We start from the raw sequence: 16,604 nt of genomic DNA, 5'->3' as shown, positions 1-16,604 counted from the left end.
CCTCAGCCATAACTCACCATCATGGCACCGCTGTTGCTCCCTGGGGAGGGTCCGTACGCAGCTGCCCGGCCGGCACCCCGACGCTCGCCTGCACCGCGCGCAACCGGCGTCGTACGTGCTCCGCGGCCCCGTCCCGGCGCCCCGGCACCCGGCCACGCAGGTCCACCAGCGTCAGCCCCAGCTCACGCACCCGCACCGGGTCGTCGACCAGACCCCACTGGTGGTGCGCCCGGTCCACGGCCGCCTCGACGGCGGGCGCGTCGGCCGGCTGCCCGGCGGCCAGGCGGGTGCCCGCCAGCGCCATCCACGCCTGACAGCTGCGCACCGCGTCCCCCGCCAGCATCGCCAGGTCCGCCCGGACCTCGGTCCAGTGCAGCGCCTCCTCGGACACCGGCCCGTGCGCGAACCCCGCCGCCTGCTCCAGCCGCGCGGCCAGCGCGTCCGCCTCGGCGTGCCGTCCGGCGCGCACGGCGTCGGTGACGGCCGCGTGCGGGTCGCCCGGCAGCGGACCGCGCTGCGCCAGCACCAGGTCGGTGCCCGCGCTCTCCGGCGCGATCCGGGCCAGGACCTGCTGGTGCAGGTCCTCCGCCGCCGGCCGCCGCCCGCTGCGCAGCACCGTCGCCAGCGCCTTCATGTACGACGGCGCCACCACCCCGCGCCGGGACGGCGGCGGTGCGATGCGACCGTAAACGGCGGCGTCCCGTCCGCAGTCCATCAGGAACGGCCGGCCCGGCGCGGGCGGCGCGCACAGCGCCTGCCAGGTGTCCGCGTCCGCGTGCAGGTCGAGGAACAGGGTCGTCGCACCGGCCGGGCGCAGCCGCAGCTCGTCCCGGAACCAGTGCCAGGGCAGCGCCGTGTAGCGCACGGTGGCCGGGGTGGTGCGGGCCAGCGCCAGGTGCGGCAGCCGCTGCCGGCGGTCCAGCCGCAGCTCGCCCGCCGCGTACACGGTGAGCGGACCGGGCGCGGCGGCGGCCGCCCGCAGCCGGGTCAGCACGGCCTGCGGCTCCAGCGGGTCGGCGAGTTCCACGACGTTCGCGGTGTCCGTGCCGGACAGCACGGCGGGCGGCACCGCCGCGAGCACGGGGAGCACGGACGCCGCGTCCACCAGCCGTCCACGGCCCAGCGGCGAGGCCGCCAGCAGCAGCACGGTTCCGGGCATGGTCCCCTCCCCCTGTCGATCACCCACGGCAGCACCGTAACCGCTGCGGCTGCAAACGGGGGCGTCACAGCGGTGAACGTCCCCCTTCGCGACGTTCGACCCCCGCCGCGGGGTCCGCCCCCGTGGGGAGCGCGGTGGCGCCCGCCGGGCGTCCGGACCGCGTCACGCGCGTGCGGCGTACCGCGAACACGGTGGTGTCGTCGGTCAGGTGCCCCCGGCAGTGCCGCACCGTCCCGTCCCGGACGAGCATCACCAGCGGGGCCGGGGCGGTGAGCCGCGGGTCGGCGGCCACGGAGCGCCGTACGTCGTCGGCGACCGCGTAGAAGTGCCCGTGGACGTCGCGCGCCTCGGTCACCCCGTCGGTCACCAGCAGCAGCGTCTCGTCGGCGCCCAGGTGCACCCGGCGCACCACCGGCGGTCCCGGCGCGAGGTCGCGGTAGCCGAGCGGGAGCCCCCCGGCCGTCGGCAGGTGGCGCACGCCCGACGGCCCCACGGCCAGCGGCGGCTCGTGACCGAAGACGACGGCGTCCACGACGTCGGTCCCGTCCGCGGGGAAGTCGAGCAGCACGGCGGTGGCGAACCGGTCGCCGTCCGCCCTGCCGAGCGCGGTGGTGTACGCGCGGTGCCGCACCATCCGCGCCTCCAGCCGGTCGGCGACCGCCGCCAGGTCCCTCTCGTGGAAACCGGCCTCCCGGAACGTGCCGAGCAGCACCGCCGCCGTCTCCACCGCGCCCAGCCCCTTGCCCTGCACGTCCCCGACGAACACCCGGGTGCCGTGCGGGCCGGGCTGGATGTCGTAGAAGTCGCCGCCGACCCGGGCCTGGGCGTCGGCGGTGAGGTACACCCCGGCGTGCTCCAGGCCGCCCCAGCCGGGCGGCAGCGGCCGCAGCACGGTCCGCCGCACCGTGTCCGTCACGTCCCGCATGTGCAGGGCGCGCCGCTCGCCGCGCACCCGCACCCCGCACGCCAGCGTGGCGAGGGCACCGCCCAGGGCGACCAGGATGAAGTCGGGCAGCCCGGCCTGGAACTGGTGCGGCCAGGCGTTGTCGACCAGGGTGTACGTGCCCATGGACAGCGCCGCGAACAGAGCCGTGCCCCACACCCCGCAGAGCGCGGCGGCGATGCCCGGCACCAGAACGATCCAGGAGATGATCCGGAACTCGCCGGTGGTGTTGTAGTCGGCCACCGCGATGGCGAGGAGCAGCAGCAGCGGCGGCAGCCAGGCGACACTGCGACCCCGCACGCGCAGCATCTGCTGCCGTTGCACGACGTCGGCCCGGCCGGCCGCCGGGTACCGGTCGGGCAGGGCGTGTCCTGTGCTGGCCGGACTCACGGCCCCAGCGAAACACGCGGCCGTGCCGCCCGCATCCCCTCCGGCCGGGCCCGCCGCGCACGGCCGAGTTGCCGCCCGGGCGCGGCAGGTGTGCCCTGGTGGGACGGGGGTGGAGAGAGGAGTGCTCCCATGGCGCATGCGGCACCCCGGACCCGGGGCATGATCGAGCAGGCCCGCACCCCCGACGTCTTCGACGCCCGCACCCACCGGATGGCCCGGGTGGTCCTGCCCGTCCTCACGGCGCTCGTCTACGGCTTCTGGGCCGCGGCCAACCGGCGCTACGGCGGACCCATCACCGGCTGGAACCTGCTGTTCGGCTTCCTCACGGCGCTGGTCTTCGCCGCGCTCTTCATCACCCTGCTCACGGTGGGCCCGAAGCTGCGGCGCGCAGCGCACGCCCTGGCCTGGGCGGCCTTCGCGGGCTGCGCGGTCGGCTTCCTGTTCAGCCAGTCCAACGGCAGCATCTACCGCTCGGTCGCGGTGGGCGTGGGCATCATGGCGGGCGTCTTCCTGATCATGTTCTACCGCTACTACACCCAGCAAGACGCAGAGGGCCACCCCCGCGAATAACGCACCCAAGGGGCGCGGGGAACTGCGCGACAAGCCCCCACCGACCCGCACCCTCAGGCGCATGGGGAACTGCCCCGCACCTTCAGGGGCGCGGGGAACTGCGCGACAAGCCCCCACCGACCCGCACCCACCCCACGAACCGCCCCACCCCCAAGGGGCGCGGGGAACTGCGCGACAGGCCCCAACGCACCGGCACCCACCCACCCACTGGAAGCGAGCCCCCCGTTCGGGGGCACCCCACTCGCGCACACGCCCCGACGCCACTTGCCTGGAACCGTGGCCGAAGGCATCCCTCACCGCACCCGCAACGCCCTCGCAGCGGCGCTGCTCGCCCTCGCCTGCCTCCTCACCCCCTGCGCCGTCCTGGCCGCCTGGGCCGCCCACGACCTCGCCGACACCACCCGCTACGTCCGCACCGTCGCCCCCCTCGCCACCGACCCGAACGTGCGCGACGCCGTCGCCGACGCCGTGGGCGACCAGGTCGTACGCGAGCTGGACGCACGGACCACGGACAGCGCCGCCCCGCTCGGTCCCTTCGCCCGCGACGCCATCCACTCCTTCACCCGTACGGACGCGTTCCGCACGGCGTGGGAGGCGGGCAACCGGGCCGTGCACGCCGCGCTCCTGCACGCCCTGCGCGACGACGTGTCCGCCCGCGGCCCGGTCACGGTCGACCTCGCACCCGTCACCGCGCAGGTGAAGCAGCGGCTCGAGGCCGACCGCATGCCCTACGCCCACCGCATCCCCGTCCAGCACACCGAGGTTCCGGTGGTGCCGGCCGACGAGGTGGCCGGGCTCCGCAGGGGTTACCGGCTGCTGGAGGCCGCCGCCCTCTGGCTCCCGCTCACGGCCGTGACCCTCGCCGTCACCGGCGTCGCGCTCGCCGCCGCCCGCCGCCGTGTCCTCACCGCCGCCGGCCTGGGCACCGCGCTGGGCGGGGCCCTGCTCGCCCTGGCGGTCACCGTCGGCCGCCGACTGACCCTGGCCGATCTGCCGGACGCCGTCCACCGCCCGGCGGCCGCCGCGGTCTACGACGCCCTGACCGCCACCCTGCGTACGGCGTCCTGGCTGCTCCTCGCCGTGGGCGCGGCGGCGGCCCTGCTCACCTGGCTGAGCGGCGTACCCGCCCGCCGCCGCGACCGCCTCCGCACGGCCGGCACCCCGGACCCCGCACCCGCCCCGGCCCCGACCGGCGCCCGCACCTGAACCACCGTTCCGACCCGCAGTTCCGGCAACCCGCCGCCTCGTCCCTCGTCCCTCGTCCCTGAGGGAGGATCCGGGCACCGTGCCCGCGACCGCGCACCGACCTGGCCTGCCCGCACCGCCCCGGCGTTCGGCGCACGGACCGACCACGTCCTCATCTCCGGGGATTTCGCAGCGGACCGCGCCCGCTTCCCCGGCCCGGGCGACACCGATCACCGCGCGCTCGTCGTCGCCCTCACCCTGCACCCGGGCCACTGAACGGCGGTGCGGGCCGCCCTCGTCGAGGACGGCCCGCACCGGACGGGACACGCACCGGTCAGCGCGCGGACTTCTCCAACGCCTTCTCCGCCTGGTCCAGCGCGGCCGCGAACCCGTTGGCCCACAGCTGGTCCACCCGAGACCGCTCGGCGGAGTTCGGGATGGCGTTGGTGCAGGACGGGCCGGGGCCGCCGCCGGACATCAACTCGCTGCACGGACCGGAGTAGTTGTCCGGCAGACCCAGCACGTGACCGGTCTCGTGCGTGGTGACCCGCGTCGAGTCGTAGGTCTGGTTCTGGGCGTAGTCGAGGAAGACGTAGCCCCGGCCGTGACCGTCGGTGGAGGCGTACGAGCCGCGCGAGTCGTTGCCCTCGCGGTACGAGAAGTCCGCGCCCGACGTGCCCGACTGGAGTCTCACGTTGGAGACCGAGCTGTTCCAGATCTGGGCGCTGCGGGCTATCTGCGTGGCGAAGGTGGGCGCCTGGGAGGCGTTGTAGACGACGGTGACGGCGGCGGCGCCGGTGGGGTCGGCGGCCCGCTTCTCGGCCACCGACTTCAGCACGGCCTCGAAGAACGCGCGGGTGGCCGCGGCCTCCTCGGACGAACCGTCGTACGCGGCGTACGAACCGGTGGGGGCGACGGGGGCGGGGGCGGCGCCGGCCGGGGCGGCACCGAGGCCGAGGGCGGTCAGGCTCAGACCGGCCGCGCTCAGCACGGACAGGGGCATGCGCAGGCGCATCGATGACTCCTTGGGTGGGGGGTGAGTCATGTGTCACCGGTGAGTGTCCGCGCCCGTGCGGCGGCTGTGATGATGGCAACCGGTGATAGGACGGGGCTATCGCCCCTCCCCGGCCATGTGGCGCAGCGCACCCCTGCCAGGTGTCACCGACGCCCGACTACGTCTGGACAGGCGGGTTTTGGGTGTCTGGTGAAAGCTGAACTTCCCGCTTACGCTCCCGGGGCATGGAGCTTGAGGTCCGGCACCTCAGGGCGCTGTGCGCGATCGCCGACACCGGCAGTCTGCACCGAGCCGCACGCCAGCTCGGCGTGGCCCAGCCCTCGTTGAGCACGCAACTGCGGCGCATCGAACAGGAGCTGGGCGGTGCCCTGTTCGTCCGTGCGCGCACCGGCTGCCGTCCCACCCCACTGGGCCGGCTGGTGCTCAGCCGCGCCCGCCCGCTCGTCACCGAGCTGCGCTCCCTGGTGACCGAGGCCCGCGCCGCCGCCGTCGGCGGCCGGCAGCTGCGCATCGGCTCCACCGCCAGCAGGGCCCTGGCAGGCTGGCTGCGACGGCTGCGCCGGCACTGGCAGGAACCCACCCTGCACATGGACGTCTCCGCCAACGCCCTGCTGCGCATGGTCGCCGACGGCCAGCTCGACGTCGCGTTCGTGCACGAGGTCGAGGGCTGCCCGCTGCGCGTCCCGGAGAATCTGCGCACCCGCGTCCTCATCGCCCGCGAACCGCAGTTCGTGTCCCTGCCCGCGGACCACCCGGCCGCCGCCCGCCCGGTCGTCCGCCTCTCCGAACTGGCCCACGACCGCTGGATGATCGACCCCGCGGTCGACGGCGAGTGGGCCGCCGTGCGCCGGATGCTGGACGGGGCCGGGATCGACCCGCCCGTGCTGCACGGCGACTACCACACCGCCGCGTCCCTGGTCGCGATCGGCGAGGTCGTCACCGTCTGCCAGCCGACGTCGCCCTCCCGCCCCGAGACGGCGGTCCGCCGCATCGACGGCGACCCGCTGGGCGTACGGCTGCTGCTGGCGGCGCGTACGGAGACGGAGCTGGAGGGCGTCTACCCGCACCTGGCGGAGGCGTACCGGGAGGTGGCACGGCAGGCATCGGCGTACCGGGAGTGGCTGGAGGAGCTGGTGCTCTGACGCCCGCGCGGGCCCCGCCGCCGCCCCCGGTCACGCCGTCCGTCCTCCGGCGTCAGACGCCGATGTCCCGCCCGTCCGCGCGCCACACCGCGACCACGGCCGGGCGGACGTACGTCCCGGGACCGTCGGGCCAGGTGCTGGCGGGCCGCTCCACGGTCGCCCCGTCCACCTCGCCAGGGTGCTGTACGGCGACGAGCACCCGCCGGTCCTGGACGACCGGCCCGCAGGTCTCCGCACCCGTGGGCACGGTCAGGAACTGCTTCAGCTCACCGCGCCGCTCCCCGCGCGTGGCGACGCCGAAGAGGCCGTCGTGGGAGCCGAGGGCGCTGCCGTCGGTGGAGATCCACAGGTTGCCGTGCGCGTCGAAGGCGACGTTGTCCGGGCAGGAGATCGGGCTGACGGCGTCCTTGGGGAACCCGGCGAAGTACGTCGCCGGGTCGTCCGGGTCGCCGGCGACCAGGAACAGCGACCAGGCGAAGCGGGTGCTCTCCGGCCGGTTGAAGCGCTCCGTGAGCTCCAGGACGTGGCCGTGCTTGTTGGCGTGGCGCGGGTTGGCCTCGTCGGCCTTGGGGTTGGCGCCGGTCCCGCGGTTGGAGTTGTTGGTGAGCGCGACGTACACCTTGCCGGTGACGGGGTTGGGCTCGATGTCCTCGGGCCGGTCCATCTTGGTGGCGCCGACCTTGTCACCGGCCAGGCGCGTGAAGACGAAGACCTCCTCGGCGGTCATGCCCTCCACGTGCGAGACGGCTCCGCGGGCGGTCGCCGTGGCCAGCGGGATCCACTCCCCGCTGCCGTCGAACTCGCCGTCCCCGGGCAGCTTCCCCGTCCCGTCGATCTCGATGGCGGGCGAGTCGCCGGTCAGCCGGGCGACGTACAGCGTGCCCTCGTCGAGCAGCGTGAGGTTGTGCGCGCGGGCCGCGCGGCTGTCGCCGTGCCGCATCCGCTTGCTGCTCACGAACTTGTAGAAGTAGTCGAACCGCTCGTCGTCGCCGGAGTAGACGACCGGACGCCCGTCGTGCGTCAGCCGCACGGTCGCCGCCTCGTGCTTGAACCGGCCGAGCGCGGTGTGCTTGCGGGGCGTGGAGTCGGGGTCGTACGGGTCCAGTTCGACGACGTAGCCGAAGCGGTGCACCTCGTTCGGCTCCTGGGCGAGGTCGAACCGCTTGTCGAACCGCTCCCACTTGCGCTCGGTGGCGCCGGTGCCGATCCCGTACCGCTTGTCGGTGGCGCTGCTGCCGTTGGCGAAGTACTGGTTGAAGTTCTCCTCGCCGTGCAGGGTGGTGCCCCACGGGGTGGTGCCGCCGGAGCAGTTGTTGAGCGTGCCGCGCACCCGGGTGCCGCTCGGGTCGGCGGACGTCTTCACCAGGTCGGAGCCGGCGACGGGCCCGGTGAGCCGGAACTCGGAGGTGGCGGTGAGCCGCCGGTTCAGGTGGTGCCGTCCGACGGCCGTCAGCCTGCCGCTCCCGCGGTCCTCCTCCACGGCGACGACGGCGAGACCGTGCGCGGCCCAGGCGATCTCCACCTGCTCGCGCGTCGGGTTCTGCGGGTCGTAGTCGCGGAACATGAGGATCTCGTCGGTGTACTCGTGGTTGGCGACGAGCAACTGCCGGTCACGCTCGCCCTTCAGCGGCAGCAGCGCGAGGAAGTCGCAGTTGTACCCGAACTGTCCGGCCTGCGCGCGGGCGCTCTGCCGCTCGGGGTCGAAGGCGGGCGCGCCGCGCAGGATGGGCTCGCCCCAGCGGATGACGACGTTCTGCCGGTAGCCCTCGGGCACGGTGACGGCGTCACGGGTGTTGGGTGCCACCGGCGTGAACCGCAGGCCGCGGGCGCCCTTGGGCGGACGGTGGCCCTTCGCGGCCCCGGCCGCCCCGGCCTCGGGAGCGGCGGCGACACCGACCGCCCCCGCGCCGGCCGCGGCGACGGTCACGACGGCGGCGGCACGCATCACCGACCGGCGGCTGAGGGCCCCGGCGACGACGTCACCGACGTACGCGTTGGCGCTGGTGTTGGGCACCTCGTGGAAGCAGGCGTCACCACACCGGAAGCGACAGGTCAGGGCGGACCGCCCGCCCGGGTGCGAACGGGACGGCGTTCCGATCAACGGCAGCAGCTTTCGCACGTGTTCTCTCCTTGGCGTGCCCGAGGTGTCAGCGCGACCGTAGGAGCGCACGGGTGCGGCGACCGGGCGCCGGGATGAACGACGGGTGAAGCCGCGGTGGTCATCAAGGGCGGTGCGTGGGAGCGGGCCGGGCGGCCGGGTGGTCGTCTACAGGCCGGATCGCGCCCTTGACATATACGATCCCGCACATCCCACCCTGCCCAAGATCACCCACAAGGGCCGCTAACCTTACGTGTCCGTCCTGGCCAGGGTTTGACGGGCATCAACTCACGCGAAGGGTTGCGCACATGGGCATTCTCACTCTCCTGCGGAACGCGTTCGGACGGTCACGGAAAGCGAGGCCCGCCGAAGCGGAGGGTGCGGCGCCGGCCGCCGAGGCGACGGAAACGGCCGCCCCGACCACGCCCGAACCGTCCCCGGAACCCACGATCCCGTCCCCGTCCCCCGAGCCGGGACCGGCCACCCCGACGGTCCCGGAACAGCGCGAACGCGACGAACACGACCTCGTGAGCGCCGCCTTCGACAAGATCACGGTCCCGCGTCCGACCCCGTCGACGGACCCGGAGCCCGCCCCGAAGCAGGCGGCAGCGACCGACCCGGAGCCGAAGACGGAGACGGAGGCCGCCCCGGAGCCGAAGGCGTCGACGGCCCCGAACCCGAGGCGAAGCCGGCCCCGAGGCGACCCCGAGCCGGAGGCGAAGAGCGACGCGGCCCAGGAGCCGGAGGCAAAGACGGAAGCCGCCCCGGAGCCTGAGCCGGAGGCCAAGCCGGCCACCGAGCCCGAGGCGAAGCCCGCCATCGAGCCCGAGGCGGAGGCCGAGACCGCATCGGAGCCGGAGGCGAAGGCCGAGACGGACCCGGCAACCGAGGACAAGGGGAGCCTGGAGGCCGAGGCGGAGGCAACCCCGCCCCCCGAGCCCGAGCCGGAGGCCAAGGCGGAGCCGAAGGCGGAGGCCAAGGCAGAGCCGAAGGCGGAGGCCAAGGCAGAGGCCGAAGGCGGAGGCCAAGGCAGAGGCCGAGCTTGAGGCCGACGCCGAACCCGACGCGAAGCCCGAAGCCAAGGCCGAACCCGAGGCAGAGGCCGAGGTGCGGTCCGAAGCCGAGGCGGAGCCTGATGCCCGGGCTGCTGCCGAGGCGAAGCGTGAGGCCGCGGCCGAGTCCGCTGCCGAGCCGAAGGCCGAGGCCGCCCCGGCGGCCGAGGAGCCGACGGCCGAGGCGACCCCCGAGCCCACGACCGACACTCCCGCGGCCGCCGACGGCGAACAGCCCCCGCAGGGGCCACCCGCACCCGACAACGAGACCCGCACGGGTGGTGCGGGTGGGAACGAATCCCGGCCGAAGGCGAAGCCGAGGCCGACGCCACCCACACCCCGCCACCCCCGCCTCCACCCTCCGCAACACCACCCTCACCACCGCCTACAAGGCAGCCGGCACCGTCCTCGACAAGAACGGCCTCACCGGCGCCCGCGCCAAGATCCACCTCGTGCTCGACCGCTCCGCCTCCATGCGCCCGTACTACAAGGACGGCTCCGCCCAGGCCCTCGCCGAGCAGACCCTCGCCCTCGCCGCGCACCTCGACACCGAGGCCACGCTGCACGTGACGTTCTTCTCCACCGAGCTGGACGGCACCGGCGAGCTCACCCTCACCGAGTACGAGAACAAGATCGACGACCTGCACGCAGGGCTCGGCCGGATGGGCCGTACCAGCTACCACGCAGCCGTCGAGGCGGTCCTCGAACAGCACGCCAAGGAGCCGGCCGGCACCCCCGCCCTGGTGATCTTCCAGACGGACGGCGCCCCCGACGCCAAGACCCCGGCGACCAAGGCCCTCACCGAGGCCGCGAAGAACCACCCCAACGTGTTCTTCTCGTTCGTCGCCTTCGGCGAGCACGACAACAAGGCCTTCGACTACCTCCGCAAGCTCACGACGGAGAACACGTCGTTCTTCCACGCGGGCCCCACCCCCCGCGAGCTCACGGACAAGGAGCTCTACGAGGGCGTCCTGGCGTCCTGGCGCCCGTAGGACGTCCCGCCCCTCACGCACCCCCCGGGGGGTGGACGGAACCCCGTCCACCCCCCGAAACGCGTGTGAGTCGATCTCGTCGGGACCAGTAGGATTTCGACCATGGCGGCCACTGGATCAGAGAAGCAGGGGGCGAAGGCGTACTACGTCTCGACCCCCATCTACTACGTCAACGACGCTCCTCACCTGGGCCACGCCTACACGACCGTCGCAGGCGACGTGCTCACCCGCTGGCACCGCCAGCGTGGCGAGAAGGTGTGGTACCTCACCGGCACGGACGAGCACGGTCAGAAGATCATGCGTACGGCCGAGGCGAACGGGGTCACCCCGCAGGCCTGGGCCGACAAGCTCGTCACGGAGGCCTGGAAGCCCCTGTGGGAGCACCTCGACATCGCGAACGACGACTTCATCCGCACCACGCAGAAGCGGCACACCGACCGCGTCCAGGAGTTCGTGCAGGACCTGTACGACAAGGGCGAGATCTACAAGGGCGGCTACGAGGGCCCGTACTGCGTGGGCTGCGAGGAGTACAAGCTCCCCGGTGAGCTGCTCGACGGCGAGGGCGACTACGCGGGCCAGAAGCTGTGCCCGATCCACAAGAAGCCGGTGGAGATCCTCAGCGAGGAGAACTACTTCTTCAAGCTCAGCGAGTACAGCGAGAAGCTGCTCGCGCACTACGAGGCCAACCCGGGCTTCATCCAGCCCGAGTCCGCGCGCAACGAGGTCGTGAACTTCGTCCGCCAGGGCCTGCAGGACCTCTCCATCTCCCGCTCGACGTTCGACTGGGGCGTCAAGGTCCCGTGGGACGACAAGCACGTCATCTACGTGTGGGTCGACGCGCTGCTGAACTACGCGACGGCGGTCGGCTACAACGAGAACCCGGAGAAGTTCGAGTCGACGTTCCCCGCCGACGTGCACCTGGTCGGCAAGGACATCCTCCGCTTCCACGCGATCATCTGGCCGGCCATGCTGATGGCGCAGGGCCTTCCCCTCCCCGGGAAGATCGCCGCGAACGGCTGGCTGATGGTCGGCGGCGAGAAGATGAGCAAGTCCAACCTGACGGGCATCAAGCCGCAGGACCTGACCTCGCACTTCGGCGTGGACGCGTACCGCTGGTACTTCCTGCGGGCGATCGCCTTCGGCCAGGACGGCAGCTTCTCCTGGGAGGACTTCTCCGCCCGCTACACCAGCGAGCTGGCGAACGACTACGGCAACCTCGCCTCCCGCGTGGCGGCGATGGTCGGCAAGTACTTCGGCGGTGAGCTGCCGGCCGCGACGGCCGACGGCGACGCGGAGAAGGCGATCCACGACGGCCTGGCGAAGGCGGTCACGGAGGCGGACCGGAAGATCGGCGAGGAGCTGGACTTCCAGGGCGGCATCCTGGCGGTCTTCGACTTCGTGAAGCAGGTCAACGGCTACATCACCGAGCAGGAGCCCTGGAAGGTCGCGAAGGACGACTCGCCGGAGAGCAAGGCCCGCCTGGCGACGATCCTGTACACGGCCGCGGAGTCCCTGCGCGCGGTGGCCGTCCTGCTCAACCCGATCATGCCGGAGACCTCCCAGAAGCTCTGGGAGTCCCTCGGCGCGGAGCCCTCCCTGGGCGCCCTCGCCGACCAGAGGGTCCAGGAGTCCGCCGCCTGGGGTCTGCTCCCCGCCGGCTCCACGGTCACCAAGGGCGCGGTCCTCTTCCCCCGCCTGGAGGAGAAGCCCACCGCGTAACACGCACCGCGCATGGCGAAGGGCCCGGGAACCTCGCGTTCCCGGGCCCTTCCGTCGTCGCCGCCCGCCCATGGCCGTCCCCCTGCCTCCAACCGGGTGGACGGCCGGCGGATGGGTATAGCTCTGCTGACAGCAGGCCTACGGGTGGGGGCTATGGGGGAGACGGGCCAGACGCGACCGGATGCGGACACCACGCACACGGGCACCGCGGACACCGGGACCGAGGACACCGCCGCACTGCGCAGGGAACTCGCGCTGGAGCGCTATCGCTACGTCCTGCAACAGATCCAGACCGTGAACGAGAACGCGCACCGGTTCCTCGCGATCTACCAAACCCTCGCCACCACTCTGGTCGCCGCCGCGCTCGCACTCTTCGTCGGCTACCGCAAGTGGGAACTCGCGGCGGACACCGCGCGGGGCGGGGTGATCGGGCTGCTGACGCTCACGACGGTGGTCGCTGCTTTCACCGGCACGCTGATCGTGGTGGGGGCGCTGGCCTGGCTCGACTACCGCCACGAGGAGTGTGACGTCACCGACGAGCTCGTCGGCCCCGGCTTCCGCAAGCGTCCTCGCCCCGGCAACTTCCTGCGCTGGTACGAGACGTACGTAGTGCTCTTCATCCTCGTGTCGGTGATCACCATGTGGGTGCTCGCCGGCCTGTTCCTGCTGCCCGCGATGAGGTGAACGTCCCCCGTGACCGAGCACGTCCACACGAACACGTCCCTGTGGAAGAACACCCTGGCCGCCCGCCCGGGTCCCGAGGCGGACCCTCACGCCGAGCAACGGGGACAGCTGCGCGCGTCGTACAGGGAGTTACGACGAAAGGCGGCCGTCCTCCTGGAAGAGAACGCCCGCAGCATGCCGGACTTCACCGTGCACGACATCAGCCACGTGGACGCGCTCTGGGAGACGGCCGACCTCGTCTGCGGCGACACGGTCACCCTGAACCCGGCCGAGGCGTACGTCCTGGGCTGCGCCTTCGTGCTGCACGACGCGGCGATGGGGACGGCCGCCTACGGGACGACCGTGCCGGAGGCACTGGGCGAGAAGCGTTGGCGCGACCTGGTGTCGCTGGCCTACTACGAGCGGGAGGGATGCTGGCCGGAGCGCAACGAGCTGGAGGACCCGCCCGCGGAGATCGCCGAGGCGTGCGTGGCGACCGCGATCCGTGAGACCCACGCGGAACAGGCGAAACGACTGGTGGACCAGCCGTGGCGGAGCAGCACGGGCAACGAGATCCATCTGATCGACGAGGTGCAGCTGCGGGAGTGGTACGGCCCGCTGTTCGGCGACCTCGCGGCCAGCCACTGGTGGCCCGTGGACCGCCTGGCCCGGGAGTTCCGGCACTCGATCGGGTCGCTGCCCTGGCAACCGAGTGAGTGGGTCATCGAGCCGCTCAAGCTGGCGTGCATCCTGCGTCTCGCCGACGCCACCCAAATCGACAGCCGCCGTGCCCCCAGCTTCCTGTTCTCCCTGCGGCGGCCGCGCGGGGTGTCCCGTGAGCACTGGCGGTTCCAGGAGCACATCAGCCGCCCGTACCGCAACGGTGACCGCGTCACCTACAGCTCGCTGCGCCCTTTCCCGCCGCGGGACGCCGCCTCCTGGTGGCTGGCACTGGATTACCTGCGCGGCATCGACCGCGAGCTCAAGGCTGTCGACGCGCTGCTCCACGACCTGGGCCGGAAGCGGCTCGCGGCGCGAGCGGTCGCCGGCGTCGACTCCCCGGAACGCTTCGCCGAACTGTTCCGCGTCCAGGACTGGCGCCCCATCGACGCGACGGTCAAGGTCTCCGACATCCCGTCCCTGGTCGGCACACTCGGCGGCCGGCAGCTCTACGGGGACGAGCCGGAGGTCGCCCTGCGGGAGCTGATCCAGAACGCCCAGGACGCCGTGCTGGCCCGCCAGACGCTCCAGCCCGACTTCCCGCTCGGCCAGGTGGAGATCCGCCTGACCCGGACCGACGACGACTGGTATCTGGAGGTACGCGACTCCGGGACCGGCATGGACGAGGAAACCCTGGTCCACGGGCTGCTCGACTTCGGCACCAGCGGGTGGAGCTCGACGAGCGTGCGCAACCGTCTGCCCGGCCTGGCCGACGGCGGCTTCCGCCCCAGCGGCCGCTTCGGCATCGGCTTCTTCTCGGTCTTCCTCCTCGGTGACGAAGTCGAACTGATCACCCGCCGCTACGACGCCTCCCTCGCCGACGCCCGCCGCCTCACCTTCGACGGCCCTTCGCACCGCCCACTCCTCACTCCGGTGCCGGGGCAGGGGTGGGTGCCGGAGGGCACGACAGTACGGGTGAAGCTCAGGAAAAGCCCTTACGCGACGCAGGGCCTGTTCAGCAGAACCTACGACGAACGTCTTGCCGAGTTGGCCCGGCGTCTGGTGCTGGAGAACGCGGTGCCCATTCATACATGGGAGCCGGGAGCAGCGGTGCCGCAGGTCCTCCGCCCGTTCTCCCTCGCCTCAGGGGCGCGGGAGGAGGTGTTCGACCGCCTCTACCCGCCGCAGGCGGCGAAGGGGCGCGCCGGGGAGGAGAAGCTCCGTCTCCAAATGCGCGACGACTTCGTGGACAGGGCGACGGAGGTACGTGACGACAAAGGGCAGAGAGTCGGGCTCGCCATGCTGTGGAGCAGCTGGGCGCATCAGGGTCAGCGTGATTACCCGGGCATCGTCACGGTCAACGGATTTCTTGCCGACACGTCGGTCTCGTTCGCCGGATACCTCATGGGACAACCCAGCCGAGCCTCACGGGACAAGGCCGCGTTGGTCGCCACCCGGGACGAGATGCGGCAGTGGATCGACACACAGGAGCAACGGCTACGCCACGCCGGGCTCTTCGACGATTCGCTGCAGCTCGAGATCGCGCTCACCCTGCACACCGCTTCGGCGCCGCTCTCCGACGACGTTGCATTCGCCCTGACGGCACAGGGCGTTCTCAGCTTGTCCGAGGTTCGCGAGTGGGTGGTCCAGCGCAACCAAATCTTCGTGGGTCTGGGCTGGCCCCTCTCCTGGCGCACCCGCCCACCCGAGATCGGTCACCCGGTGTCCGGAGAGCCGATCCAACTGCCCGACGACTGCGTTTTCATCTGCCAGTACGGCACCACCCCACCACTGACGGAGGTGTTCCCGTACGCCGCGAATCGTGATTCAGCCTATGAGTTCGCCCGTGACCACCCCACCCTCACGTGGCAGAAGCACTGGTGGCGGATGTCGGACGACTTGTACGGCCTGTTCGTCCGCACCTTGTGTGACGTCTGGAACTGCTCGCTGGAATCCCTCCTGGCTCCCCTCGAGCAACGTGACTGGTCCGACTGCATCCACGTGGACGAATCCCTCGGCCCCGTGCCCGGCTACCACTTCCGCCGTCCCTCGGGCACGTAACGCACGCGCTACAGCACGGCCCCGGAAGAGAACACCCCTTCTCCGAGGCCGTCCGGCTTGCGAAGATCGCCTCACGGCGGCCCGAACGTCCGGTCGCCACGGACACCACATGTGGGGGAGCACAAACCATGGCACTCTTCGGCAACGCGCACACCGTCGACCCAGCCAAGGCCCAGCAGGACTACGCCCGGCTCCTGGGCCACGGCGAGCAGGTGCACGCGGCGTTCCTGCTGATCCGCGACACCATACTGTTCACGGACCGCCGGCTGATCCTGGTCGACAAGCAGGGCATCACCGGCAAGAAGACCGAGTACCACTCGATCCCGTACCGCAGCATCTCCCACTTCGCGGTGGAGACCGCGGGCCACTTCGACCTCGACGCCGAACTGAAGATCTGGATCTCCGGCGCCCCGACCCCCATCCAGAAGACCTTCACGAAGGGCGTCGACATCTACGAGGTCCAGGCCATCCTCACCCAGTTCGTGGCCCGCTGACCCCTCCACCCCAACCCGCGGGAACATTCCCCCCACCCTCGAACGGGTGAACGTGCCCGCATACGCCCGACCTGATGACCATGAGCGCCCTAACGTGCGCTCATGGTCACCGCAACACACGAGGCCTCCCATCGGCTCTTCCAGGAGCATCCGGAGGCCCTCGCCCCCGTCTTCGAGGCACTGGGACTGCCACCGCCGATGAAGACGGACTTCCACGAGCTGTCCCCGGACACGACCGAGATCCGTCCTATGGAGCGCCGCGCCGACACAGTCCTCATGTTCGAGCCCGACATGGGCGAACACTTCGTCCTGGCCGTCGAGGCACAGACGAAGAAGGACCCGGAGAAGGCAAGGAACTGGGCGTACTAGGTCTCGTATCTGCGCGCGAAGTACGACCTGCCGGTCTTGCTGGTCGCCGTCTGCCGTGATCCTTCGACGGCCACCTGGGCCATGGGCCCCTT

14 protein-coding genes and 1 pseudogene are annotated in these 16,604 nt (G+C 72.0%); 11 read left to right on the top strand and 4 right to left on the bottom strand.

What is annotated here, in order from left to right; all coding sequences use genetic code 11:
* Nucleotides 1-19 precede the first annotated feature (19 nt).
* Both F3L20_RS00465 and F3L20_RS00460 read right to left on the bottom strand, forming a co-directional pair.
* A complete protein-coding gene (locus tag F3L20_RS00465; protein ID WP_150150918.1) occupies nucleotides 20-1,159 on the bottom strand; it encodes a hypothetical protein in 1,140 nt (379 codons plus the stop codon).
* A gap of 64 nt (nucleotides 1,160-1,223) precedes the next feature.
* Nucleotides 1,224-2,492, bottom strand: a complete 1,269-nt coding sequence (locus tag F3L20_RS00460) for a PP2C family protein-serine/threonine phosphatase (protein ID WP_150150915.1) — start codon at nucleotides 2,490-2,492, stop codon at nucleotides 1,224-1,226.
* A gap of 129 nt (nucleotides 2,493-2,621) precedes the next feature.
* Between F3L20_RS00460 and F3L20_RS00455 the strand changes: the two genes are divergently transcribed.
* The 3 genes and pseudogenes from F3L20_RS00455 to F3L20_RS34355 all read left to right on the top strand — a co-directional run.
* Nucleotides 2,622-3,062 (top strand): hypothetical protein, encoded by a 441-nt coding sequence (locus F3L20_RS00455; protein ID WP_150150912.1) that lies wholly within the window; start codon nucleotides 2,622-2,624, stop codon nucleotides 3,060-3,062.
* Between the two features lie 276 nt (nucleotides 3,063-3,338).
* Nucleotides 3,339-4,268 (top strand): hypothetical protein, encoded by a 930-nt coding sequence (locus tag F3L20_RS00450; protein WP_240810805.1) that lies wholly within the window; start codon nucleotides 3,339-3,341, stop codon nucleotides 4,266-4,268.
* A gap of 87 nt (nucleotides 4,269-4,355) precedes the next feature.
* Nucleotides 4,356-4,523, top strand: a pseudogene (locus F3L20_RS34355) (endonuclease/exonuclease/phosphatase family protein); the annotation flags it as partial.
* Nucleotides 4,524-4,581: 58 nt separating this feature from the next.
* On the opposite strand, the gene snpA reads toward F3L20_RS34355, so the two are convergent.
* A complete protein-coding gene (gene snpA, locus F3L20_RS00440; protein ID WP_150150908.1) occupies nucleotides 4,582-5,262 on the bottom strand; it encodes a snapalysin in 681 nt (226 codons plus the stop codon).
* 224 nt (nucleotides 5,263-5,486) lie between these two features.
* Here snpA and F3L20_RS00435 point away from each other — a divergent pair, with 224 nt between their 5' ends.
* The gene (locus F3L20_RS00435) at nucleotides 5,487-6,404 is read left to right on the top strand and encodes a LysR family transcriptional regulator (RefSeq protein ID WP_150150905.1); all 918 of its coding nucleotides are present in this window, start codon (nucleotides 5,487-5,489) and stop codon (nucleotides 6,402-6,404) included.
* Nucleotides 6,405-6,456: 52 nt separating this feature from the next.
* Here F3L20_RS00435 and F3L20_RS00430 read toward each other — a convergent pair whose 3' ends face one another.
* The gene (locus F3L20_RS00430; protein WP_150150902.1) at nucleotides 6,457-8,523 is read right to left on the bottom strand and encodes a PhoX family protein; all 2,067 of its coding nucleotides are present in this window, start codon (nucleotides 8,521-8,523) and stop codon (nucleotides 6,457-6,459) included.
* Between the two features lie 287 nt (nucleotides 8,524-8,810).
* Here F3L20_RS00430 and F3L20_RS33850 point away from each other — a divergent pair, with 287 nt between their 5' ends.
* The 7 genes from F3L20_RS33850 (at nucleotide 8,811) to F3L20_RS35390 (ending at nucleotide 16,512) form a co-directional block, all read left to right on the top strand.
* Nucleotides 8,811-9,548, top strand: a complete 738-nt coding sequence (locus tag F3L20_RS33850) for a hypothetical protein (protein WP_167534427.1) — start codon at nucleotides 8,811-8,813, stop codon at nucleotides 9,546-9,548.
* A gap of 293 nt (nucleotides 9,549-9,841) precedes the next feature.
* A complete protein-coding gene (locus F3L20_RS35215; protein WP_346768047.1) occupies nucleotides 9,842-10,546 on the top strand; it encodes a VWA domain-containing protein in 705 nt (234 codons plus the stop codon).
* Between the two features lie 102 nt (nucleotides 10,547-10,648).
* Entirely contained in the window at nucleotides 10,649-12,265 is a 1,617-nt protein-coding gene (gene metG, locus F3L20_RS00420; RefSeq protein ID WP_150150899.1) for a methionine--tRNA ligase, read from the top strand.
* Nucleotides 12,266-12,418: 153 nt separating this feature from the next.
* Nucleotides 12,419-12,949 (top strand): hypothetical protein, encoded by a 531-nt coding sequence (locus tag F3L20_RS00415; RefSeq protein ID WP_240810804.1) that lies wholly within the window; start codon nucleotides 12,419-12,421, stop codon nucleotides 12,947-12,949.
* Between the two features lie 9 nt (nucleotides 12,950-12,958).
* Nucleotides 12,959-15,649, top strand: coding sequence for an HD domain-containing protein (locus F3L20_RS00410; RefSeq protein WP_150150896.1), 2,691 nt, complete (start codon nucleotides 12,959-12,961; stop codon nucleotides 15,647-15,649).
* Nucleotides 15,650-15,777: 128 nt separating this feature from the next.
* Complete coding sequence (locus F3L20_RS00405) at nucleotides 15,778-16,143, top strand: PH domain-containing protein (protein WP_048457137.1); 366 nt, start codon at nucleotides 15,778-15,780, stop codon at nucleotides 16,141-16,143.
* A 102-nt stretch (nucleotides 16,144-16,245) separates the two neighbouring features.
* Nucleotides 16,246-16,512, top strand: a complete 267-nt coding sequence (locus F3L20_RS35390; protein ID WP_346768045.1) for a hypothetical protein — start codon at nucleotides 16,246-16,248, stop codon at nucleotides 16,510-16,512.
* Nucleotides 16,513-16,604 lie beyond the last annotated feature (92 nt).

It is taken from the genome of Streptomyces tendae (genome assembly GCF_008632955.1).
Classification (GTDB): Bacteria; Actinomycetota; Actinomycetes; order Streptomycetales; family Streptomycetaceae; genus Streptomyces.
Note: the sequence above shows the minus strand (reverse complement) of the source record. Positions and strands in the feature narration are given on the sequence as shown.

Coding starts and splice junctions, on each gene's coding strand:
- F3L20_RS00465 (WP_150150918.1), bottom strand. CDS start 1,159: ATGCCCGGAACCGTGCTGCTGCTGGCGGCCTCGCCGCTGGGCCGTGGA.
- F3L20_RS00455 (WP_150150912.1), top strand. CDS start 2,622: ATGGCGCATGCGGCACCCCGGACCCGGGGCATGATCGAGCAGGCCCGC.
- snpA (WP_150150908.1), bottom strand. CDS start 5,262: ATGCGCCTGCGCATGCCCCTGTCCGTGCTGAGCGCGGCCGGTCTGAGC.
- F3L20_RS00435 (WP_150150905.1), top strand. CDS start 5,487: ATGGAGCTTGAGGTCCGGCACCTCAGGGCGCTGTGCGCGATCGCCGAC.
- F3L20_RS33850 (WP_167534427.1), top strand. CDS start 8,811: ATGGGCATTCTCACTCTCCTGCGGAACGCGTTCGGACGGTCACGGAAA.
- metG (WP_150150899.1), top strand. CDS start 10,649: ATGGCGGCCACTGGATCAGAGAAGCAGGGGGCGAAGGCGTACTACGTC.
- F3L20_RS00415 (WP_240810804.1), top strand. CDS start 12,419: ATGGGGGAGACGGGCCAGACGCGACCGGATGCGGACACCACGCACACG.
- F3L20_RS00405 (WP_048457137.1), top strand. CDS start 15,778: ATGGCACTCTTCGGCAACGCGCACACCGTCGACCCAGCCAAGGCCCAG.
- F3L20_RS35390 (WP_346768045.1), top strand. CDS start 16,246: ATGGTCACCGCAACACACGAGGCCTCCCATCGGCTCTTCCAGGAGCAT.